We start from the raw sequence: 22263 nt of genomic DNA on the forward strand, positions 1-22263 counted from the left end.
CGGCCCGGCGGGGCGCGCAAGGAGCAGGCTGCGCAGCATCGGGAAAGTGGCGTTACAGGGCGGTGGCCTCCGCGGCCGCTTTGGCTGCTGCAGGGAGCGCGTCAAAGATCCGGTTCATGGCGGCGTCGTCGTGGGCAGCGGACAGGAACCATGCCTCGAAGACCGAGGGCGGCAGGTAGACGCCGGAGTCCAGCATGGAGTGGAAGAACGGTGCGTAGCGGAAGACATCTTGGGCTTGGGCGTCGGCGTAGTTGTGGACGCCGTTGGCTGAAGTGCCGAAGGCCACGGAGAAGAGGTTCCCTGCGCGCTGGATCGAGTGGTCCACGCCGGCAGTGTCCAGCGCCGACGAGAGTGCCGCCGAAAGTTCCAGCGAGCGGGCATCCACGAAGCTGTAGACCTCCGGGGTCGCGAGCGTCAGGGTGGCGACGCCTGCGGCCATGGCCACCGGGTTCCCGGACAGGGTTCCTGCCTGGTACACCGGACCAAGGGGCGCAAGGTAATCCATGACGTCGGCACGCCCGCCGAGGGCCGCCGTCGGCATGCCGCCGCCGATGACCTTGCCGAAGGTCAGCAGGTCCGGCATCCAGCCTTCCTGGCGGCCAGTGAGGCCCCAGTAGCCCGCATAGCCCGTGCGGAAGCCGGTTAGCACCTCGTCCAGGATCAACAGCGCGCCGTGTTCGCGGGTGATGCGGGACAGCCCTGCGTTGAAGCCTTCGTCCGGGGTGACGACGCCCATGTTGGCGGGCGCGGCTTCGGTGATGACGGCAGCGATGTTGTTGCCGTGCGCAGCGAAAGCGGCTTCCACCGCGCCGAGGTCGTTGTACGGCAGGACGAGGGTCTCAGCGGCGGCAGCTTCAGTGACACCGGCCGAACCGGGCAGTGCCATGGTCGCAAGGCCCGAGCCAGCGGCGGCGAGCAGTCCATCGAGGTGGCCGTGGTAGCAGCCGGCGAACTTCACGATCAGGTTGCGGCCAGTGAACCCGCGGGCCAAGCGTACGGCGGTCATGGTGGCCTCGGTGCCCGTGGACACCATGCGGATGCGTTCGACGGCGGAGACGCGTTCCTTGACGATCGCGGCGAGGTTTGCCTCATCGGGCGTGGAGGCGCCGAAGGACAAGCCGCGGTCGACGGCGGCGTGGACGGCGTCGAGGACGGCCGGGTGCGCGTGACCCAGCAGCGCCGGGCCCCATGAGCAGACGAGGTCGACGTATTCGCGGCCATCCGCGTCGGTCAGGTACGGACCCTGCGCAGAAACCATGAACTTCGGCGTGCCGCCGACGGAACCGAAGGCGCGCACCGGGGAGTTGACGCCGCCGGGCATCAGGGAACGGGCACGGTCGAACAGCTGGTCGGAGACAGGGGTGTTTGAAGTCATGGGGTCCATTCTTTCAGGGATTCGGGACGGCTCAGGCGCCGGCAAAGACGGTTCGGCCGCGTTCAAGCGTCGGCAAGCTCCTTGGCCACCAATGGGGCCACCACGGTGCCGAAGAGTTCGATGCAGCGCATCATGGATTCGTGCGGCAGGGTTCCGTTGCTGTATTTGAGGTCGAAACGGTCGACGCCGAGGTTCCGCTTCAGCAAGACGATCTTCCGGGCGACCGTTTCCGGGGAACCTACGTAAAGTGCTCCCTCAGGTCCGCACATGGCGTCGAACTCGCCCCGGCTCGCCGGTCCCCAGCCGCGTTCCGCGCCGATGCGGTTGCGCTGGGCCAGCCAATGCGGGAAGAGTTCCTCCCGGGCCTGCTCATCGGTGGGAGCGACGTAGCCCGGCGAGTGCGTGGCGATCTGCTGCATGGGGTGCCCGTATTTTTCCATTGCCTCGCGGTAGAGCTCCACGAGCGGGGCAAAGCGGCGCGGTTCCCCGCCAATGATGGCGAAAATGATCGGGTAGCCATATTGGGCGCAGCGCAGCACCGACTCGGGGGTGCCGCCCACACCGATCCACGTTGGCAGCAAGTGGTGTTCCAGCGGCGGAAAGACGCTCATTCCGTTCACGTTCGGCCGGGTGCGGCCTTCCCAATGCACGGGCTTCTGCGCCCGGACCTTGTCGAAGAGTTCCAGCTTCTCCTCGAACAGGATTTCGTAGTCTGCCAGGTCCAGGCCGAACAGGGGGAACGATTCCACGAAGGAGCCGCGGCCCAGCATCACTTCCGCACGACCGTTGGAGATCGCGTCAACGGTCGAGAAGCGCTGGAAGACCCTGATGGGGTCGTCGGAGCTGAGCACGGTGACCGCCGAACCGAGTTTGATCTGCGATGTCCGGGCGGCGGCGGCCGCCAGGAACACTTCGGGCGCCGAGACAGCGAAGTCTCGGCGGTGGTGCTCCCCCACCCCGAAGGCATGAAGCCCGATGGCGTCCGCCAGTTCCGCTTCCGCCAGCAGCTCCCGCAAAACCTGTGCATGCGGTTTCGGGTTGCCGCCGGCGTCCACCCCGGCGTCACCGAAAGTATTCAGTCCGAGGAGGATCTCCGTAGCTCCGACAGGGGCCGTGGGAGTGGAAGCGTTATCTGTCATCAGGACTCCTTAAGCCAGCCGGCAAGCTCGGAGGCCCAGTACGTCAGCACCATGTCGGCGCCGGCCCGCTTGATGCCGAGCACGGATTCTGTGATGGCGCCGCGGCGATCGATCCAGCCGTTCGCGGCAGCCGCTTCGATCATGGCGTATTCGCCGGAGATTTGGTAGGCCGCCACGGGAACCGGGCTCATGGCGGCAACGTCGGCGAGGATGTCGAGGTAGCTCATGGCCGGCTTGACCATCACCATGTCGGCGCCCTCTTCGAGGTCGAGTTCCACCTCGATGATCGCTTCGCGGCGGTTGGCGGCATCCATCTGGTACGTCCGGCGGTCACCCTTGAGCTGCGAGTCCACGGCTTCGCGGAAAGGGCCGTAGAAGGCGGAGGCGTACTTCGCCGCGTACGCCAGGAGCGCGGTGTTCTGGTGTCCGGCCTCTTCAAGGGCCTGGCGAATCACGGCGATCTGGCCATCCATCATCCCGGACGGTCCCAGGACGTGGGCACCGGCGTCGGCCTGGGCTACGGCCATTTGAGCGTAGATTTCGAGGGTGGCGTCGTTGTCCACGTACCCGTTGGCGTCCAGGACGCCGCAGTGGCCGTGGTCGGTGAATTCGTCGAGGCACACGTCGCCCATGACCACCAGGTCATCGCCAACTTCCGCCCGGACGTCGCGGATGGCTTTGTTCAGCACGCCGTCCGGATCCAGGGAGGCGGTTCCCCGGGCATCGCGGATGGCCGGGACACCAAACAGCATGATGCCGCTGACACCGAGTTCCACGGCTTCCGCAGCGGCGCGTTTGAGCGAGTCGGTTGTGTGCTGCACAACACCGGGCATGGAGCTGATCGGAGCCGGTTCGCTGAGTCCTTCGCGAATAAAGGCGGGCAGGATGAGATCCGCGGGAGCCAAGCGGTGTTCGGCGGTCATCCGGCGCATGGCGGGGGTGGTGCGGAGCCGGCGGGGCCGGTGGTTTGGAAAGCTCAACTTTCGTTCCCTTCGGTGGCGAATACGGTGCGTAGGGCGGTCACGATGCCGTCGGGCGTGGGTTCTTTGGCAGTTGCCGCGACCGGGATGCCGAGAGCGGCAGCCTCTGCCGCCGTCGAGCGCCCGATCGCAATAAAGCGGCAATCCTGCAGCGGCCCCAGCGAGGCGTGGATGCGGCGTGCCGCACTGGGTGAAGCGGCGACGACGGCGTGGAGCCGGCCGCCGGACAGTTCGGCCTTGGCGGCTTCGGGGGTGAGCTCCGGCGCCCCGGATCCCGCCCCTGTCTTCCAGCCGTTCGCCGCTACCAAGGCAGCAGTCAGCCTGCGTTCGGGGGCCGCGGGGTAGTCCACGGTGTGGTAGGCCGTCACTGACTGGACCGCGGCTCCCTTGGCTTCGATCCCCTCCGCCAACATCGCGTCGGCGATGTCCGCTTGGGGCAACAGCACATTGGCCGGGCCTGTCGGCCAGACGGCCACGAGGCCCGCGGCCGACTGGACGTCTTCCGGCGCGAGGTCCACGGGAATGCCCTCCGCTTCGAGGACCCGCCGGCTTGACGGACCAATCGTCGCGATCCGGACGGAATCCGGAATCAGGTCCTTCAACTCCACGCGACGCTCGGACGCTTTCTCCTTCAGGGCGCGCACCGTCGTGATACTGCTGACCACCAGCCAGCCGTACGCTCCCGCGAGGAGGGCGTCCAAGGCGACCTCAAGGGAATGCTGGTCGCGGGCACGCTCAAAGTCGATCAAGGGCAACAAGAGCGGCTCGGCGCCCGCTTCCCGCAGGGCGCTGACGAGCGGGGCGGCACGATCAGGGCTGCGCGTCACAAGAACCCGGGCTCCTTCAAGGACCCGGGCCTCCCCCGACTTCACCGCGCTGTGTCGTCCCATGGTCTCCTGTTGGCTCCGGTTATCGGGACGCTGCAAGATCTGCGATGTCCGCGGCACCTGCGGCAAGCAGGAGCTCGGCGACTTCGATGCCCAGCAACGTGGCGCCCACCTCAGTGAGTCCGTCGCTGGCCTTTTTCTCGCGTACTGACTTGCTCCCGTCCACGGCGCAGACAACGGCTTCAAGGTAAAGCATGCTGCCCTTGCGGTAAGCGTATGCGCCCACGGGCGCAGCACAGCCGGCTTCGAGGCGGGCCAGGACGGCACGCTCCGCGGTGACGGCCAGCCGGGTGTCTTCATCATTGAGTGCGGCCAGGGCCTGGGCTAGAGCACCCTGGGAACCCTCAGGGGAGCCTTGTCCGGGAGCATCCGCCGTGCGGCACTCGATCGCGAGTGAGCCCTGTCCGGGGGCGGGAAGCATGACGTCGGTCTCAAAGAACTCGGTCACGACGTCGAGCCTGCTGATCCGTTCCAGTCCCGCGGCGGCGAGGACGACGGCGTCAAGGTCGCCGGGTGCGTCTTCCGCGTTGCCGGCGAGCCCCGGAACGCGGCCCAGCCGAGTGTCCACGTTGCCGCGGATGTCCACGACGTCAAGGTCCGGGCGGGCGGCGCGCAGCTGGGCAGCACGGCGCGGCGAGCCGGTACCGACCCGTGCGCCGGCCGGAAGATCCGCCAGCTTGAGCCCGTCACGGGCGCACAACGCATCCCGGACGTCGACACGTTTGGGCGTTGCGGCAATGGTGAGTCCCGGTGCCGCACCTGTCGGGAGATCCTTCAGGGAGTGCACCGCGACGTCGCACGCGTTCTCCAACAGCGCGTCGCGAAGGGCGGCGACGAAGACTCCGGTGCCGCCCATTTGGGACAGCGAGCCCGTCCGGACATCGCCTTCCGTCTTGATGCGTACCAGTTCAACGGGAAAGCCCCCGACGGCGGCCAGCTGGTCCGCCGCCTGCTGGCTCTGGGTGAGCGCGAGCTTGCTCGCGCGGGTACCGATCCGTACGGTCATTTCGCGCTTTCTCCTACGGGGTAGGCATCATGTCCGGTGCCTACTGTGGTGTCCGCACCCGCAATCGTGGGCTTCTCTCCACGGAAGTTGGCGCAGCAGCCGGGACGGCAGATGTCGTACCACGGTCCCAGCCCGGTCACGGCAGGGCGATCGGCGATGTTGTTGGCTGCGGTCCGCTCGCAAATGAGGTCCACCAAGCCGGAAACGAACTTGCGGTGGGTTCCTGGCGTGGGGACGCGGGTCGCGGTGAGCCCGAGGTTCTTGCACGTTTCCAAGGCCTCGGTGTCCAAGTCCCAGGCCACTTCCATGTGGTCGGAGACGAATCCGAGCGGAACGATCACGACGCCCTTGATCCCTTGGCCGGCCAGTTCCTCGATGGCATCGTTGATGTCCGGCTCAAGCCATGGAACACTCGGAGCGCCCGAACGGGACTGGTACACCAAGGACCATGGCGCGGTGAGTCCGGATTCGGCTTCAACCCGCCGGACAACCTCGGCGCCGGCGGCCAGGTGTTGGGCCACATAAGCCGAGTCCTGCTCGAACTCGCGGGGCTCGGCGTCCGATCGCCCGGCAGCCTCGGCGTCGCGGGTCGGAATGGAGTGGGTTGCGAACAGGATGTGGACCGGAGCGTCCTGGAGACCGGCCGCGGCCAGTTTCTCCTTGACCTCGGCAAGCCCTGCGGCCGTTCCTTCCACGAAGGGTTCCACGAAGCCGGGGTGGTCGAAGTACTGGCGGACCTTGTCCACCTCGAGTTTGCCGTCGAGGCCGGTTTCCGTCAGGGCGATGCCAATGTCCTCGCGGTACTGGCGGCAGCTCGAGTAACAGGAGTAGGCGCTCGTGGTGACCATCAGCAACTTGCGGTGACCGGCGTCGTAGGCTTCCTGGAGCGTTTGCGGGATGTAGGGGTCCCAGTTGCGGTTGCCCCACAGCACGGGCAGGCTGATGCCGCGCGATGCGAGCTCCGCTTCGAGGGCGGCCTTGAGGTTCCTGTTCTGCTGGTTGATGGGGCTGATGCCACCAAAGGCGCGGTAGTGGTGCGACACCTCTTCGAGACGCTCATCCGGGATGCCACGGCCGCGGGTCACATTGCGCAGGAAGGGAATGACGTCGTCCTGGCCTTCGGGGCCGCCGAAAGAGGCGAGAAGAACGGCGTCGTACTCTTTGGGAGCCATGCGTCCGGCCTCGGTGACGTCATTGACCTCGGTGAGGCTGGCCGGACCCGCGGAGTGGCGGCCGCTCACGCGAGGACCTCGGCGATCTCCGCTGCGGTGATGCGGCGACCGGTGTAGAACGGGATTTCCTCGCGGACGTGGTTGCGGGCGTCCGTGGCCCGCAGGTGACGCATGAGGTCGACCAGGTCAACGAGTTCGGGTGCTTCCAGGCCAAGGATCCACTCCCAGTCGCCCAAGGCGAACGAGGACACGGTGTTGGAGATGACCTGGGGGAAGTCGCGGCCCAGCATGCCGTGGTCGCGCAGCATCTTTCCACGCTCTTCGGCCGGCAGGATGTACCACTCGTAGGAGCGCACGAACGGGTAGACGCACAGCCAGGTGCTGGGCTCGACGCCGCGGGCGTAGGCCGGAACGTGGTTCTTGGCGAATTCAGCTTCGCGGTGGACGCCCATGGCGGACCAGACAATCTCGGTGCCCGCGAAGAGCGCGCTGCGGCGGATGTCACGGACGGCCTGCTGCAGGGCCTCGGGCTTGGCTCCGTGGAGCCACACCATGATGTCGGCGTCGGAACGCATGGCGGAGACGTCGTAGCTTCCGCGGAGGACAACGCCGTCCTCGGCGAGCTTGGCGGCCAGCTGCTCGAAATCCTGGACAGCATCGGCGCTGCGCAGGACATCGCCCGACCGCTTGAAGACGGTCCACAGCGTAAAGAACTGCTCTTCGGATTCGGCAGTTTTAGTGACAGATTCGGCAGAAGTGTGGCTCATGGTACAAGTCTGCCCCGTCGATGCCGCTAAGTCGAAATGCATCTCTTCTACAAGACGTAGAAGTGATGCATTTCACAAAACTGCGTCGATTTGCGTAGAAGTGTCCGCAACCACCGCGGCCAGGCCGTTTCCCGCGAGCCAGCCGCCCACAACCGACAGACCCTCCGCTTCGGCGCAGATGCGCCGAACCTCGGCAACGCGCTGTTTATGACCGACGGCGGCGAACGGCAAGGCACCGGCCCAGCGGACAACGTCCCAATCGAGCACGTCTTCGCGAACAATGGGCACCGTCAGCAAGGTAGAGGCGTCGCGGAGCGCAGCCTCAAACAGGGCATCGTCATCCAGCGCGGCCGCCGATTCAGGGGCGTCCGCTCCCTCGCCCCGCCCATAGGACAGGCGCAGTACGTGCGTGCCGGGGCCGGCTTCTTCCGCCAGCCAGTCCCACTTTGCCGTGGCATGCGTGAGCGCTTTCGCTTCGATCCCCTCGGTTTGCGGAGCGACGAGAATACCGGTGCCGCGGGGACGGCGGTCCAGTTCAGGCACGTCCACCACCAAGGTCACCAAGCTCACCAAGGGGCCCGCGGCGGGACGCAGCGCGGACAGCTCCGGAAGCGACTCCTCCAGCAGCCCGACGGCGGCCGGACCGTCGAGCGCCACCACGAGCCGCCCGGCGTCGTACTTTGTGCCCGCAGCGGTGGCCTGCCAACCGTTTTCGGTGCGGGTAATCGAATCCACGCGGGCGCCGGAAACGAGGGCGACACCTTGAGAACGCAGCTCAGCCACGAGGGCGGAAACCAACGTGTTCATTCCGCCTTTCAAGCCGCCGACGGCGGATCCGGCCTTCGCCGCTCCGCTCCCGTTTTGCCCTGAAGCAGTTTGTCCTGAACCGGCTGCGCGCTGGCTGGCCACCGCGGCGGCCAACGAACCGTGCTTGCGCAGTGCTGCGCGTAGTCCCGGGGCCACCATGTCGACGTCGAGCAGTGCGGGATCAGCGGAGTGCACTCCCCCGACGACGGGTGCCACGAGCCGTTCGAGGACCCGCTTGCCCATCCGTGCGCTGACCAACGAAGAGACGCTGGTGACCTCGGCGGAAGTGCCCAGTGATGCGGGCAGGCAGCGGTCGAGCGAGGCCCGCAAGGACCCTGCGAAGCCCAAGGAACGCCGCACCTCGGGGTCCCAGGGGTTCGCCGGAATTCCGAGCACGCCGGTCTTGGGCAGTTCCTGCGGGCCGTCGGGCAACTGCACCCAGGCCCCTCCCGGATGGGGCGCCACGATGTTGTCGCCGAGCCCGAGATCGCGGGCGAGATCGGCCACGGCAGTGGAGCGCGTGGCGAAGGACTCCGCTCCACTGTCCAGCTCAAGGCCGCCAACCTCGTGGCTTCCTACGCAGCCGCCCCATGAGTCGCCCGCTTCGAGCACGGTGACAGCGATGCCCGCTTTGGCCAGTCCACGGGCGGCGAGCAGGCCGGAAATGCCGCCGCCCACGACGACGGACGTCAAGCCAGCTGCTGAATCGCCGGGAAGTGCGTGTTCGGGATTGGTGTGTTCGGGCTGTGGGTGACCGCCGCGCATGCCGGCTACCCTGCCGGGATCGAGTGGATGAGTTCCACTACCCGGGTCAGGACCGCGGGGTCCGTCTCCGGGGGCACGCCGTGGCCGAGGTTGAGGACGTGGCCTGGGGCTGCGGAACCGGCGGCGATTACCTCGCGGACATGGGCTTCCAGGACCTCCCACGGCGCCGAAAGCAGCGCGGGGTCAATGTTGCCCTGCAGGGGCACAGTTCCACCTAGGCGCCGGTTTGCCTCGTCAAGCGGCAGCCGGTAGTCCACCCCTACGACGTCCACGCCGACGTCGCGCATCGCGACGAGCAACTCGGACGTGCCTGTACCGAAGTGGACAAGCGGCGCGCCGAGGTGGCGGACGTGGTCGAGGGCGCGGCTCGAGGCGGGGGCAACGTACTTGGCGTAGTCGGCCAGCCCAAGGGAACCGGCCCATGAGTCGAACAGCTGCCCTGCAGAGGCGCCCGCTTCCAGTTGCGCCCGCAGGAACATGCCGGAAGCGTCGGCTGCCCAGTTGGCCAGGGCGGTCCAGATTTCCGGATCGGCGTGCATCATGGTGCGCGGACCGAGGTGGTCGCGGGAAGGCTTGCCTTCCACCATGTACGCGGCGAGCGTGAACGGCGCACCGGCGAAGCCGATCAGGGGTGTGGTGCCGAGCTCCGCCACCGTCAGGCGCACGGCCTCGCGGATCGGCTCGAGGGCTTCCCACGTCAGCTGCGGCAAGGCGGCCACGTCAGCGGCCGTGCGGACGGGCTTGTCCAGGACAGGACCGACGCCGGGAACGATGTCCACGCCGACGCCCGCCAGCTTGAGGGGAATGACAATATCCGAGAAGAAGATGGCTGCATCAACGTCGTGGCGGCGGACCGGCTGCAAAGTGATCTCGGAGGCGAGCTCGGGACGCAGGCAGGAGTCCAGCATCGCCACGCCTTCACGGACTTTGAGGTACTCCGGCAACGAGCGGCCGGCCTGGCGCATGAACCACACCGGACGGCGGGACGGCTTGCCTCCACGGTACGCCTGGATCAGCGGGGAGTCTGCGGTGCGGCCATCCATGAGCGGGTGGCTTGCATCAAGGCTCGAGGCGGCGGTGCCGGAAACGCCGTTGGCCGACACAGAATAAGGCAGTGCGGAACTGGAAGTCATGCCTTCGATTGTGCCGAAGATCGGGATCAAAAGATAACGACAGCCTGTCCCGCACATTGTGAGGTGACGGGCGTCACTCCGGACAGTGCGGAGAACCACTCGCGAGCATTGTTCTACATGGCGCCGAAAAAGCTATGATTGCTTTGCTGTGGTTCTTTTCTCATTGGTGGCTACACACGCCGACATCGATCTTGAAACCGTCGCTCAGTTGAGCAACGGTTCATCCGAGGTTGCCTCGTCCGCTTTGGCCGATTCCCAACTTGTCTCGGGCGCCGTGGTCCTGGCCACGTGCAACCGCTACGAAATCTACGGCGAAACGCCGCATGTCGAGAACCTTGAAGCTGCCCGCTCGGCGCTCGTCACGCAGATCAGCGGCCTGAGCGGACTCAACGAGCAACTCGTCTCGCGCGCCTTCAGCACCCGCACCGGCCCTGAGGTCAGCAGGCACCTCTTCGCCGTCAGCGCCGGACTGGACTCCGCCGTCGTCGGCGAACGCGAAATCGCCGGCCAAGTACGCCGTGCCCTCATCACCGCCCAGCACGAAGGAACCGCGAGTTCCGGTCTGGTCCGCTTGTTCCAGGCTGCCTCCAAGACGGCAAAGGACGTCGGGGCCCAGACCGCCCTCGGTTCGCGGGGCCTGTCCATAGTTTCAGTTGCCCTGGACCTCGCCACGGACCTCTCAGAGAACGCCGACTGGAGCACCAAGAAGGTAGTGGTCTTCGGGACCGGGGCCTACGCCGGGGCCACTATGTCGCTGCTTCGCGATCGCGGCTGCACCGACGTCTCCGTTTACTCGTCTTCCGGCCGCGCCGAGGCTTTCGTGGCGACCCGCGGCGGAACCGCGCTCGACGCCGAAACCCTTCCTGCCGCCGTCGCTGCCGCCGATGTCATGATCGGTTGCAGCGGATCGGACACCCGCGTTGAGGCCGAAGAGCTTGCCAAGGTCCGTGCATTGTCCACCCAGACGCTCATTGCGATCGACCTCGCGCTCACCCACGACTTCGACCCCGCGGTGGGCGAGCTCGACGGCGTCGAGCTCCTGACGCTCGAATCCGTGCGGCTCGCGGCGCCCCAGGAACAAGCGGAGTCGCTGGCACAAGCGAGCACCATTGTTTCCGGTGCGGCAGACGCCTTCGAGCAGGAGCGCGAAGCCCGGTCAGTCGACTCGGCCATAGTGGCACTGCGCCGCCACACCATGAACGTGCTCGACGCCGAGATGGAAAAAGTCCGGGCCCGGCACGGCTGCACCGCTGCGGCTGAAGAGGTCGAGTTCGCGCTCCGCCGCATGGTCAAGCAATTGCTCCACATCCCCACGGTCCGTGCGCGCGAACTTGCCGCAAACGGCCAGCAAGACGATTATGTGGCAGCCCTCGAGGCCTTATATGGCATCCAGGTCGAGCAGCCGGTTGCCGCTGCTCCAGCAGCTGAATGCCCTGTGGACCACCAACCGGCATCCCGGCAGGCTGAAAGCGCCTAGCCCCCCGCGAACGCGCCCTATGCGAAGGCGTTGACGCCCGTCATTTCTGCAGACACAGCCCACAGCCTTGTTGCGGCTTCCGGATCCACTGCGTGCGCATCCACTCCTTGGTACCGCGCGAGCGGCGAGGCCGGGTCCGTGGGCTTGGCGATGTCGCAGTCTTCGCAATACACCCCGCCCATGCCTGCCAGTGCCGAGGACGTCGCTGCCCAGGTGGACGTGGCAGCCCCCTGCTCCGGCGTCTTGAAACCCTCCCGGACGTTGCCTGCGTCGTCCATCCAACCCGCCGCGACCATCTCTTCACGCGGAAGGTAGCGCTGGAGCTCGGTCATGATGCCGCCGGGATGGACCGCGAAGGCCCGCACCCCGGCGGATTTACCCAGGCGGTCCAGCTCCACGGCGAATAGCGCATTTGCGGTCTTTGCCTGGCCGTAGGCCTTCCATTTGTCGTAACCGGTCTCGAAATTGATGTCCTCAAAACGGATCGGCGAGAGTTTGTGTCCCGTGGAGGACAAGGAGACCACACGGGCCGAACCGGCAGCCGCCAGCGCGGGCCACAAAGTGTTGAGAAGGGTGAAGTGGCCCAAGTGGTTGGTGGCGAACTGGGATTCCCAGCCCGGGCCCACGCGTTGTTCCGGGCTCGCCATGATGGCGGCGTTGTTGATCAAGATGTCCAGGGTTGGGTTCGACGCCAGGAAGCGTGCCGCGAAATCCTTCACTGCCTGCTGGTCGGCCAAATCCAAAGTTTCCACGTTGACCTGCTCCCGGGCCAGGCCGGCCGCGGCGAGGACCTCCCTAGCGTGTTCAGGACGCCGGGCGGGAACAGTGACCGCGGCTCCTGCGGAGGACAGTGCCCGCACCGTTTCCAGGCCAAGCCCGGAATAGCCACCCGTGACGATTGCCGTCTTGCCGCGGAGGTCCACTCCCGCCACAACCTCCGATGCCTTGGAGCCGTGGCCGAATCCCGATCCGATGGGGTGTTGTGGTGTGGTCATGGATTCCTCGCTCATATCGGGACCTTTCGGGTTCAACGGCGTTTGGGTTCAGTAAACCGGTTTGCCCGGCTCGACGTCACGCACCCAGGCCAGGATCCCGCCGTCGAGGTGGCTGACCCGGGTGTAGCCGGCGCGCTGCGCCGCGGCGAGCACTGCGGCGGAACGGGTGCCTCCCTTGCAATGGAAGACGATCTCCTTGTCCTGTGGGAGTTCCGTCCAGGCCTCCCCCGCCAGGATGCGTCCCTGAGGGATGAGCACCGATCCGTCGATGCTCACAATCTCGTGTTCACCGATCTCGCGGACATCCACCAGTTCAAAGTCTCGTTCGCCCGCCGCGCGTGCCTCGAGCATCCCGGAAAGTTCGGTGGCCGTGACGGTCGGAACCGAGTCGGCTGCGGGTGCGGGGGTGATGCCGCAGAATGCTTCGTAGTCGGTCAATTCAGTGATCGGCTCGACCTCCGGGTCTTTCGAAACCTTGATTTCGCGCCAGCTGCCGCCGAGGGCGTCGAAGAGCGCCACGCGTCCCAGCATGGAGCGCCCGACGCCGGTGATCAGCTTCACGGCCTCCGTCACCATGAGCGAGCCGACAGCAGCGCACAGCATACCGAACACGCCGCCTTCGCCGCAGGACGGGACGGAGCCTGCAGGAGGGGCCTCCGGATAGAGATCGCGGTAGCTGGGTCCATGCTTCGCCCAGAAGACGCTGACCTGGCCGTCGAAGCGGAAAATGGATCCCCAGACGTACGGTTTGCCGAGGATCGCGGCAGCATCGTTGACCAGGTATCGGGTGGCGAAATTGTCTGCGCCATCCAGGATGAGGTCGTAGCCGGAGAAAATCTCCAAAGCGTTGGAGGAGTCCAGGCGGACGCTGTGCAGCTGCACATTGACCAGCGGATTGAGTTCCTTGATGGCGTCACGTGCCGATTCGATCTTCGGCCGTCCCACATCGCCAACGCCGTGGATGATCTGGCGTTGCAGGTTGCTGAGGTCGACGTCGTCGTCGTCGACGATTCCGAGCGTCCCCACTCCGGCCGCGGCCAGGTACAGCAACGCGGGAGAGCCCAGTCCGCCTGCCCCGATCACGAGGACTTTTGCGTTCTTGAGCCGGCGCTGACCGGCCGCTCCGATTTCGGGAATAATGAGGTGGCGCGAGTACCGTTCGACCTCTTCGGTGGTCAGCTCCGCGGCCGGTTCCACGAGTGGCGGCAGCGAAGACGGCAACGTTTGGGCAGCAAAAATAGTGGCCATACTCCAAAGTATGCCTGCCGCTGCCGCCCGGTCATATTACTGCGCAGTATTGTGGTCATAACTGCAAAGGAAAGGCGGCAGACAAGTGGCTGAAAGTGTACGCATCAAACAGGAGGCGCAGGTCAGGCAAGATCGGACCGGTTCGCCACGCTCGGCGAGGCTGCCACGCGATGAGCGCCGGGCCCAGCTCCTGAACGCCGCCTTGGAAGTCTTCGTTGCCAACGGTTTCCACGGTGCAGCGATGGACGAAATCGCCGAGACCGCCCACGTCAGCAAGCCGGTGCTGTACCAACACTTCCCGTCCAAGCGGGAGCTTTACATGGCCCTCCTCGACAGCCACCTGGCCAAGCTCACGGACCAGATGCTCACGGCGCTGAATTCGACGTCGGACAACAAGGAACGCGTCCAGGCCGTCATGCGCGCCTACTACCGTTTCATCGCGGGGGATGACCAAGCCCACCGGCTCGTCTTCGAATCCGATCTCATCAATGACCCGGATGTCAGCTCGCGACTGGAGACTTTCAACCGCACCTTCGCCGACGCCGTCGCCAAGGTCATTGCCGAAGACACCAAGCTGCCCCCGTTGGAGGCCCAGCTGCTGGGCCGCGGCCTGGCCGGAATGGCGCAGGTCAGCGCCCGGTATTGGCTCGAAACCGACGGCGATCTGGACCTCGATGTCGCCAGCGATCTGATCTACCGTTTAGCTTGGCGCGGAATCAGTCGCTTCCCGAAAGAGTCCTAGACTACAAATAGAGGACTGAGTAATTTTTTGATTGGCTGGGAGGCCCCGCTGTGGAAGTAAAGATCGGCATTCAGAATGTTGGCCGTGAGATCGCGCTTGAGTCCGCTCTCGATGCCGAGGCTGTTGCAAAGATCGTAAGCGAGGCCATTGCCAACGGCACGGACCTGCGCCTCACCGACGAAAAGGGCCGCCAGGTCATCGTTCCCGGCAATGTCCTCGGATACGTGGAGATCGGCGCCGAGGAAGTGCGCCGGGTGGGCTTCGGCGCCCTCTAAGCATTAAGCAAGAACACCAGCGAGCCAGGAGTCCGCATGCTCTCACTTGTCATCGTGGCGCTAGCCACCATCGCCTCAGGCTTCATCGTCTGGGGAACTGACAAACGCCGTGGCACATACGGAATCACCCTGCCCGCCGGCGTTTCCGTCGCTGTCGCCATGCTGAGTTGGATGATCTTCATCCAACTTGGCTTTGGCTACCAGCCTGGCGTGACGTGGATCCCGTGGGTCCTGCCCATCATTCTGGGAACCGTGGCGGCCGCGGTGGCCTCCTACTTTCTGGGCCGCCATCGGGTCCGGCACGACACCGCCCAGCTGACCGCGGCGCTGCGACTCTAGCCGGCGCTGCGGCTCTAGCTACAGATCCGGCTCATGGCGTGGCTTCCGGTTTGGCCACTGCCCCCACTTCCGTGGCTGCTTCGCTCGCGCTCGTAGCCGCCCGGATATCGCGTCGGGTCACCTCGCTCCCGGCGTCATGGGAGGTGTAGCGGATGAACACCCGGTTGTACCGCCAGTCCAGGTCCGGGTGGTGGTTCTGCTGTTCGGCGATGCGCCCGACGGCGGCGATCAGCTCGAGTGCGGCAGCCGACGTCGGGCATTTGTAAACCGTGACGAGTCCGCCCTGGCGGTACCGCCAGTCCGGCAGCTCCGCCAGGGCGTCGTCGATCGCGGACCTGGAAAGAATGTCATCCTTGCCGGCCATTCGGGGCTCCTTCACAGACGCGGAATCTTCGCAGGAATCCCCGGGGCGGCCAGCGTAGGCCACTAGAGGAACTCGGCCCGGCCTTCCATCGCCGAGGAGGCCAGGGCGTGTTCCCGGCGCGGAATGCGGCCGGCCTGCTTCGCCAGCCTACCGGCGATGACAGCGTGTTTGAAGGCTTCGCCCATCTGCACCGGGTTCTGCGCACGGGTCACCGCGGTTGCCAGCAGCACAGCGTCGCAACCGAGTTCCATGGCGAGTGCGGCGTCGGACGCGGTTCCGATGCCGGCGTCGAGTACTACCGGCACAGAAGCCCGGGACACAATGAGTTCGATGTTGTGGGGATTCAGGATGCCCAGGCCGGTGCCGATAGGCGCGCCCAAGGGCATCACCGCTGTGGCTCCGAGGTTTTCCAATCGAAGCGCCAGCACGGGGTCGTCGTTGGTGTAGGCGAAGACCTTGAAGCCGCGGTCCACCAGCTTCTCCGTTGCGTCCACGAGCTCCACTGCGTCAGGCAGCAGCGTCTGTTCGTCGGCGATGACCTCGAGCTTCACCCAATCCGTCTCCAACGCCTCCCGGGCAAGCTCGGCTGTCATGACAGCGTCCTTGGCGGTAAAGCAGCCGGCCGTGTTGGGCAGGACACGGATGCCATGGTCCACGAGCAACTGGAAAAGCGAACCTGTTTCGGTCGGCGAGTACCTCCGCATGGCAACGGTGGTGAGTTCGGTGCCGGAGGCCAGCAACGCCGCCCCCAGGCCGTCCAGGCTCGGGGCTCCGCCGGTGCCCATGATGAGACGCGAGCCGAACTCGACACCGTCGATCACCAGGGCGTCGGTTCGGGTGCTTGCTTCGTGTGTGCTTGCTGTGGTCATGGTTCAGCCTCCCTGTACTGCGGTAACGATTTCGAGTTCGTCGCCCTCTGCGAGCGCGGTGGCAGCCCACTGGCTGCGTGGCACCACTTCGGAATTGCGTGCGACGGCGACGCCGATCTTGCGTCCGTCAGCCGCCTGGCCGCTGGAGTCCACAACACGTCCGGTGACGTGGCTGACGAGGGTGGTGACAGACGCGTCGTCGCTCAGTGTGTGGTCTGCGCCGTTCAATTTGATGTTCATGCGTGGTCCTTCGGAAGGGGATATAAGGTACCGGCCGATGGGTCGTCCGTTGAGGCCGGTACCGTTGAAAGCTGGTGGGAGAAGCGGTCCGGGCGGAATTTGTTCCACCGGGGATCCGCGGTGCCGTCCATGAGTCCGACGCAGATCTTCGCCGCTGCCGGAGTGAGGAGTACGCCGTGGCGGAAGAAGCCGCTGGCCACGATGAGGCCCGGCACGGTTCTTTCGCGACCTTCCACGCGGCCCAGCAACGGTGCGTTGTCCGGAGTGCCCGGGCGCGCTCGGGCAGTTGCTTCCAGAAGTTCCAGTTCGGCCACAGCCGGGACAAGTACCTGGGCGTCGCGGAGCAATTGGTACACGCCACCGGCTGATACCGGGTTGACCGATCCCCCGGACGCCGACAAGCCGTCTTCACGTTGCGTCGCGCCGATCACCACCGTCCCGTCGTCGCGGGGCACGATATAGACGGGCACTCCGCGCACCATTCCCCGGACAGTGGCGGTGACCAGGGGTTGCAGGTGCTCCGGGACGCGCAACCGCAGTATGTCGCCATACACCGGACGCAACGGGAGTGACAATCCATCCGGCAGGCCGTCCAAGCGGGCGGCATCCAGTCCGTTGGCTACCACTGTTTCCGTGGCGAGCACTTCGATTCCTGAGCCGAGCACGGCCCCGACGACGCGCCCGTCCTCCCACAGGAGTCCCGCCGCAGCGTCGTGGACCGCAAAACCGTCCTCGGCCCCCGGAATCCAGCTGGAATCGCCGGGCTGGTGGTCTGCCAGCGCGCCCAGAATCGCGGCCGAAAGCCGGCGTGGATCCACTTGGTGGTCGCCCGGGATGTCGAAGGCGCAGGAAATCTGCGGGCTCAGCAGCGGCTCACGCTCCCGCGCCTCGCGCAACCGCACGGATTCCACCACCAGGCCGTTGGCCAGCTGCACATCCCGGAGATCGGCGAGCGCCCGGCGGTCCGCAGCGTCCGCGCCGACGGCGAGGGTCGGCGTCGTACGGTAACCTGTGCTGCGGCCGATGCTCGAGCCGGTCACATTCCGTTCGAAGTCCGGCCACAATACCGACGATTCGAGCATTAGCTCCAGGAGGTCCTCTTCCTGGTAGTGCAATTCGCTGACCGGCGCCAGCATTCCCGCCGCCGCGAACGTAGCGCCGCTGGCCGGTGCGGGATCGACGAGGGCAACCGAACGGCCGGATCTGCGGGCTTCCCACGCGATGCCGAGGCCAATGACACCGCCCCCGATCACCGCGACATCCGCGCGCACGGGTTCGTGCTGGGTGTTTACTTCGTCCATGGAGTCCTTCCCTACGCCGGTACTAGCCGGATCAGGTCAAGCGGTCGGCGCTTAAGCCCTCTCAGCCGAGCGGCGATTGTGACTGCCGCCGCGGCTCCCGCGGTACCAGCCCAGTTTAGAGGAACTACTCTGTTTCCATGACCCAGCACGATGTCCACACCACCGCCCGCCTGTACCTCTGCACTGACGCCCGCAAACAAAAGGGTGATTTTGAGCAGTTTGTCGATGCCGCATTCGAGGGCGGCGTGGACATCATCCAGCTGCGTGACAAGACGATTGAGGCGGCGGAAGAACTCGAACTCCTGGAGGTCCTGCAATCCGTGGCTCATCGTCACGGCCGTCTCTGGGCAGTCAACGACCGCGCGGACGTAGCATCCCTCTCCGGCGCGCCGGTGTTCCATATCGGCCAAAAGGACATTCCGCTGCGCTCTGCCCGGAAATTGCTCCACGACCCCACCATCATCGGCCTCTCCACGCACACGCCGGAACAGATTGACGCCGCCATCGCCGCGTCGCCTGGCCGCAGCGGCCTGGACTACTTCTGCGTCGGGCCGGTGTGGGCCACCCCCACGAAGCCGGGACGCTCCGCCGTCGGGCTCGATCTGGTGAAGTACGCTGCCAACGCGGTGAAGCAGGCAGACGAAGAGACCGTCGGGGGCGTCGTGCTCCCCTGGTTTGCGATCGGCGGGATCGATCTCGGCAACGTGGAAGAGGTAGTTAGGGCCGGCGCCAGCCGCATCGTGGTGGTGCGGGCAATCACCGAAGCGCAAGATCCGACGGCAGCTGCCCAGGCGCTCCTGGCTGCCCTGGACGCAGCGGCGGCCTAGCGAGACGCCGCGAGATTTTGGAGTTACCCTGACTTTCGTGTCACACCAGCGGATAGCCCCGAACGTTAGTGAAACGTCGAACCAGCTTGCGGAAGCGCTGGCGGCGCTGCGGACTGAACTCGAGCTGCCCGCAGGTTACCCCGCTGAAGCGCTGCGCGACGCCGAAGCGGCGGTTTCCGGACACACCCTGCCGCCGCATGACTTCACGGACGTTCCGTTCATCACGATCGACCCGGCTTCTTCCACGGATCTCGACCAGGCCCTCTTCATTGACAGGTCCGGCGGTGGTTACAGGGTTCTCTACGCCATCTCCGATGTGCCCTCCTTTGTGCCCCCGGGAGGAGCGCTCGACGCCGAGACCCGCCACCGCGGGCAAACGTACTATGCCCCGGACGGCCGTATACCGCTGCACCCCGAGATCATCAGCGAGCATGCGGGAAGCCTGTTGGCCGGCCAGACGTGCGGCGCGTTCGTGTGGGACTTCGAACTCGATGCCGAGGCGGAGTTCCGCACCGTCTCCGTGCGGCGGGCAAGCGTACGGAGCCGCGCCAAACTCAGCTACAAGGGCGTGCAGGCTGAGATCGATTCCGGAACAGCTGATCCCGTCCTGCAGCTGCTCAAGGAAGTCGGACTCAAGCGGGTGGAACTTGAGGGCCGCCGCGGCGGGGCAAGCCTGAACATGCCCGAACAGGAAATCGTCCAACTGCCCGACGGCGGGGGGTACAGGATCGTCGCAGCTCCCTCGCTGCCGGTTGAGGACTGGAACGCCCAGATTTCGCTCATGACCGGGATGGCCGCCGCCCAGCTGATGCTCGACGGCAAAGTGGGGATTTTGCGCACCATGCCGGCCCCCGATGAGCGCTCGCTGCTCCATTTCAAGCGGCAAACGGGGGCACTCGGCAAGCCCTGGACCGAGGGGACGAGCTATGGAGCGTACTTGCGGACCCTCGACGCCAAGGACCCCCGGCAACTGGCCATCCTCCATTCAGCGGGGCTGCTTTTCCGTGGTGCCGGCTACACGCCCTTCGACGGCGAGGTACCGGGCAGCGTCCTGCAGTCAGCCATCGGGGCACCCTATGCCCACACCACCGCGCCGTTGCGCCGGCTTGTGGATCGTTTTGTGCTGGTCATCTGCGAAGCACTGAGTAATGGAACAGAGATCCCTGCATGGGCCCGGAATGCTTTGCCGACCCTGCCGGTGATCATGGCGTCTTCCGACCAGCTTGCCGCCAAAATGGAACGCCTGGCCCTGGACACGGTGGAGGCAGCGCTCCTGGTGAACCACATCGGACAGGAATTCGACGCCGTAGTGATTTCCGGATCGAAGCCCGCCAAGAACAACGGAAACGGCAACGGGAACAGCGCCAATGGCAACAACGGTAATGGCAATGGGAACGGAGCCCCGCACGGCCCCTACGGCATCGTCCAGATCGCCGAGCCGGCGGTCACCGCTCGTTGCGACGGCGAAATGGAGTCGGGCACGAAGGTCCGCGTGAAACTGCTGGACGCGGACATTGCCACCCGCCAAATCACCTTCGAACTGATCCCGTAGCGCACTCCGTTCGCAGGCCCGGGACCGCGATCCGGGGATTATCGCCCCCAGACGCTAGACTGAGTGAGTAGTAATGGATGCCCGGTCGTTGATTCAGTTAATTTTTTGACATCAACAAGCCCGCCCCTACGCGATCTTGAGATACACCAACTGGTCCCCAGTGCCAGTATTTAGATAGCCCGCGATCGGCTTCCACTGGATTTGCTTGCGCCCATCCGTGCTCCGGAACGGCCCTGCCACAACCGTTGAGCACGCAGCGCAGCCCAAATGAATAAGGAAAACTCCACTGTGAGTGAATTGCACACCCATGAAGTTCTGACCGACGGAACCGAAACGATCGAACCCGAGGAAACCATTTCCTCGGACGAAACACCCCACGAGATCGCAGAAAAGACCTTCGCCGACTACAACGTCCGCGCCGACATCGTTGAATCCCTCGCCGACGCCGGAATCACCCACCCGTTCCCCATCCAGTCCATGACGCTCCCGGTCGCCCTAGGCGGTCACGACATCATCGGCCAGGCCAAGACCGGTACCGGAAAGACTCTCGGCTTCGGCATTCCGGCACTGCAGCGCGTCGTCGGACCGGACGACGCCGGGCACGACAAGCTCGCTGTCCCGGGTGCACCCCAGGCCCTCGTGATTGTTCCGACCCGCGAACTCGCCGTGCAGGTGGCCAACGATCTCCAGACGGCGTCCCGGAAGCGCAACGCCCGCATCGCCACCATCTATGGCGGCCGCGCATACGAGCCCCAGATCGAAGCCCTGCAAAAGGGCGTCGAGGTTGTTGTCGGCACCCCCGGCCGTCTGATCGACCTCTACAAGCAGAAGCACCTGAACCTCAAGAACGTACGCATGGTGATTCTCGACGAAGCAGACGAGATGCTTGACCTCGGCTTCCTTCCGGACGTCGAGACCCTGATTGCCGGCACACCCGCCGTCCGCCAGACCCTGCTCTTCTCGGCCACCATGCCTGGCCCGGTCATCGCCATGGCGCGCCGCTACATGACGCAGCCCACGCACATCCGTGCCGCCGACCCGGACGACGAAGGCCTGACCAAGCGCGACATCCGGCAGCTCATCTACCGTGCCCACAGCATGGACAAGGTGGAGGTCGTCGCCCGCATTCTGCAGGCCCGCGGCCGCGGCCGGACCATCATCTTCACCAAGACCAAGCGCACCGCAGCCAAGGTTGCCGAGGAACTCGTGGACCGCGGCTTCGCAGCCGCCGCCATCCACGGTGACCTGGGCCAGGGCGCCCGCGAGCAGGCTCTCCGCGCCTTCCGCAACAACAAGGTGGACGTCCTCGTGGCCACCGACGTCGCCGCCCGCGGCATCGACGTCGATGACGTCACGCACGTGATCAACTACCAGTGCGTCGAAGACGAAAAGATCTACTTGCACCGCGTTGGCCGCACCGGCCGCGCAGGCAACAAGGGCACGGCCGTGACGTTCGTCGATTGGGACGACATGCCGCGCTGGGGCCTGATCAACAAGGCGCTGGGCCTGAGCTACCCGGAGCCCGTGGAAACCTACTCCTCGTCGCCGCACCTTTTCGAGGAACTGGACATCCCCGCGGGCACCAAGGGCCGCCTGCCCCGCGACAAGCGCACCCTCGCCGGGGTCGACGCTGAGGTCCTGGAAGACCTCGGCGAGACCGGCAAGAAGAACTCCCGTTCAGGCGACGATTCCGGGCGTGGACGCACGGGACGCGACGCCGGGCGTGAAGGTGGCCGTGAAGGTGCACGCCGCGGTACCAAGTCCAGCGATGCTCCGTCCCGCGAAGGAGACGGTGAGGGCGGACGCAACCGCACCCGCCGCCGTCGAACGTCCGAAGGCGAAGCAGCCCCCGTTGAGGCAATGGCCCAGTCTGCCGAGCCGCAGTCCGGCGAGGGCGCGGACAAGCCTTCCCGCGCTCGCCGTTCCCGCACCCGCCGCCGCAACGGCGAAGTGGTCTCGGCTTCCGGTGCGTCCGGCGAGAGCACCGAAGCTTAACGGCCTCA

General features: G+C 65.8%; 22 protein-coding genes and 1 riboswitch. Of the genes, 7 read left to right on the forward strand and 15 right to left on the reverse strand.

The genetic code is table 11. The annotated features are described in order from the left end of the window. Positions 1 to 52: 52 nt before the first annotated feature. From hemL to hemE, 9 genes are all read right to left on the reverse strand, one after another. On the reverse strand, positions 53 to 1375 hold the full coding sequence (gene hemL, locus ABEA18_RS09435; RefSeq protein WP_345449100.1) for a glutamate-1-semialdehyde 2,1-aminomutase: 1323 nt from the start codon (positions 1373 to 1375) through the stop codon (positions 53 to 55). Between the two features lie 62 nt (positions 1376 to 1437). Then, positions 1438 to 2514, reverse strand: a complete 1077-nt coding sequence (locus ABEA18_RS09440) for an LLM class flavin-dependent oxidoreductase (RefSeq protein WP_345449102.1) — start codon at positions 2512 to 2514, stop codon at positions 1438 to 1440. Beyond that, the gene (gene hemB, locus ABEA18_RS09445) at positions 2514 to 3494 is read right to left on the reverse strand and encodes a porphobilinogen synthase (protein ID WP_345449103.1); all 981 of its coding nucleotides are present in this window, start codon (positions 3492 to 3494) and stop codon (positions 2514 to 2516) included. Before hemB ends, ABEA18_RS09440 begins: the two co-directional genes overlap by 1 nt. Beyond that, positions 3491 to 4384: a uroporphyrinogen-III synthase gene (locus ABEA18_RS09450; RefSeq protein ID WP_345449104.1), complete on the reverse strand. Its 894-nt coding sequence runs from the start codon at positions 4382 to 4384 to the stop codon at positions 3491 to 3493. Before ABEA18_RS09450 ends, hemB begins: the two co-directional genes overlap by 4 nt. A 19-nt stretch (positions 4385 to 4403) precedes the next feature. Then, positions 4404 to 5387: a hydroxymethylbilane synthase gene (hemC, locus tag ABEA18_RS09455; protein WP_345449105.1), complete on the reverse strand. Its 984-nt coding sequence runs from the start codon at positions 5385 to 5387 to the stop codon at positions 4404 to 4406. Further along, entirely contained in the window at positions 5384 to 6559 is a 1176-nt protein-coding gene (locus ABEA18_RS09460) for a ferrochelatase (protein ID WP_345449261.1), read from the reverse strand. The genes hemC and ABEA18_RS09460 overlap by 4 nt, the downstream gene beginning before the upstream one ends. Before the next feature lie 65 nt (positions 6560 to 6624). Then, positions 6625 to 7326 (reverse strand): hydrogen peroxide-dependent heme synthase, encoded by a 702-nt coding sequence (hemQ, locus tag ABEA18_RS09465; RefSeq protein ID WP_059387506.1) that lies wholly within the window; start codon positions 7324 to 7326, stop codon positions 6625 to 6627. Between the two features lie 72 nt (positions 7327 to 7398). Further along, the gene (hemG, locus tag ABEA18_RS09470; protein ID WP_345449106.1) at positions 7399 to 8898 is read right to left on the reverse strand and encodes a protoporphyrinogen oxidase; all 1500 of its coding nucleotides are present in this window, start codon (positions 8896 to 8898) and stop codon (positions 7399 to 7401) included. A gap of 5 nt (positions 8899 to 8903) precedes the next feature. Next, positions 8904 to 10031 carry a uroporphyrinogen decarboxylase gene (gene hemE / locus ABEA18_RS09475; protein ID WP_345449107.1) on the reverse strand — a complete coding sequence of 376 codons (1128 nt, stop codon included), beginning with the start codon at positions 10029 to 10031 and terminating at the stop codon, positions 8904 to 8906. Between the two features lie 148 nt (positions 10032 to 10179). Between hemE and ABEA18_RS09480 the strand changes: the two genes are divergently transcribed. Beyond that, positions 10180 to 11508: a glutamyl-tRNA reductase gene (locus ABEA18_RS09480; RefSeq protein ID WP_345449108.1), complete on the forward strand. Its 1329-nt coding sequence runs from the start codon at positions 10180 to 10182 to the stop codon at positions 11506 to 11508. 17 nt (positions 11509 to 11525) lie between these two features. Here the strand turns inward: ABEA18_RS09480 and ABEA18_RS09485 are convergent, their stop codons facing one another. Together ABEA18_RS09485 and moeB are read right to left on the reverse strand one after the other, a co-directional pair. Beyond that, on the reverse strand, positions 11526 to 12503 hold the full coding sequence (locus ABEA18_RS09485) for an SDR family NAD(P)-dependent oxidoreductase (RefSeq protein WP_345449109.1): 978 nt from the start codon (positions 12501 to 12503) through the stop codon (positions 11526 to 11528). A 48-nt stretch (positions 12504 to 12551) separates the two neighbouring features. Further along, on the reverse strand, positions 12552 to 13751 hold the full coding sequence (gene moeB, locus ABEA18_RS09490; protein ID WP_345449110.1) for a molybdopterin-synthase adenylyltransferase MoeB: 1200 nt from the start codon (positions 13749 to 13751) through the stop codon (positions 12552 to 12554). Positions 13752 to 13836: 85 nt separating this feature from the next. Between moeB and ABEA18_RS09495 the strand changes: the two genes are divergently transcribed. Genes ABEA18_RS09495 through ABEA18_RS09505 form a run of 3 tightly spaced genes read left to right on the forward strand, consistent with a single transcriptional unit; the run spans position 13837 to position 15107 of the window. After that, complete coding sequence (locus ABEA18_RS09495) at positions 13837 to 14493, forward strand: TetR/AcrR family transcriptional regulator (RefSeq protein ID WP_425550507.1); 657 nt, start codon at positions 13837 to 13839, stop codon at positions 14491 to 14493. A 50-nt stretch (positions 14494 to 14543) separates the two neighbouring features. Then, positions 14544 to 14768, forward strand: coding sequence for a DUF3107 domain-containing protein (locus ABEA18_RS09500; RefSeq protein WP_059387503.1), 225 nt, complete (start codon positions 14544 to 14546; stop codon positions 14766 to 14768). 36 nt (positions 14769 to 14804) lie between these two features. Continuing rightward, complete coding sequence (locus ABEA18_RS09505) at positions 14805 to 15107, forward strand: hypothetical protein (protein ID WP_345449112.1); 303 nt, start codon at positions 14805 to 14807, stop codon at positions 15105 to 15107. A gap of 31 nt (positions 15108 to 15138) precedes the next feature. Here ABEA18_RS09505 and ABEA18_RS09510 read toward each other — a convergent pair whose 3' ends face one another. From ABEA18_RS09510 to thiO, 4 genes are all read right to left on the reverse strand, one after another. Beyond that, a complete protein-coding gene (locus ABEA18_RS09510; protein ID WP_345449113.1) occupies positions 15139 to 15471 on the reverse strand; it encodes a 4a-hydroxytetrahydrobiopterin dehydratase in 333 nt (110 codons plus the stop codon). A gap of 62 nt (positions 15472 to 15533) precedes the next feature. After that, positions 15534 to 16340, reverse strand: a complete 807-nt coding sequence (locus ABEA18_RS09515) for a thiazole synthase (RefSeq protein WP_345449114.1) — start codon at positions 16338 to 16340, stop codon at positions 15534 to 15536. A gap of 3 nt (positions 16341 to 16343) precedes the next feature. Next, complete coding sequence (thiS, locus tag ABEA18_RS09520; RefSeq protein ID WP_345449115.1) at positions 16344 to 16580, reverse strand: sulfur carrier protein ThiS; 237 nt, start codon at positions 16578 to 16580, stop codon at positions 16344 to 16346. Further along, the gene (gene thiO / locus ABEA18_RS09525; RefSeq protein ID WP_345449116.1) at positions 16577 to 17881 is read right to left on the reverse strand and encodes a glycine oxidase ThiO; all 1305 of its coding nucleotides are present in this window, start codon (positions 17879 to 17881) and stop codon (positions 16577 to 16579) included. Before thiO ends, thiS begins: the two co-directional genes overlap by 4 nt. Then, positions 17873 to 17992, reverse strand: a riboswitch (TPP riboswitch). It overlaps the preceding gene by 9 nt. A 26-nt stretch (positions 17993 to 18018) precedes the next feature. On the opposite strand from thiO, the gene thiE reads away from it, so the two are divergent. From thiE to ABEA18_RS09540, 3 genes are all read left to right on the forward strand, one after another. Then, on the forward strand, positions 18019 to 18708 hold the full coding sequence (gene thiE, locus ABEA18_RS09530) for a thiamine phosphate synthase (RefSeq protein ID WP_345449117.1): 690 nt from the start codon (positions 18019 to 18021) through the stop codon (positions 18706 to 18708). A gap of 37 nt (positions 18709 to 18745) precedes the next feature. After that, on the forward strand, positions 18746 to 20260 hold the full coding sequence (locus tag ABEA18_RS09535; RefSeq protein ID WP_345449118.1) for an RNB domain-containing ribonuclease: 1515 nt from the start codon (positions 18746 to 18748) through the stop codon (positions 20258 to 20260). 288 nt (positions 20261 to 20548) lie between these two features. Continuing rightward, positions 20549 to 22255, forward strand: a complete 1707-nt coding sequence (locus ABEA18_RS09540) for a DEAD/DEAH box helicase (protein ID WP_345449120.1) — start codon at positions 20549 to 20551, stop codon at positions 22253 to 22255. Positions 22256 to 22263: the final 8 nt, after the last annotated feature.

It is taken from the genome of Arthrobacter gyeryongensis (assembly GCF_039543785.1).
Classification (GTDB): domain Bacteria; phylum Actinomycetota; class Actinomycetes; order Actinomycetales; family Micrococcaceae; genus Arthrobacter; species Arthrobacter gyeryongensis.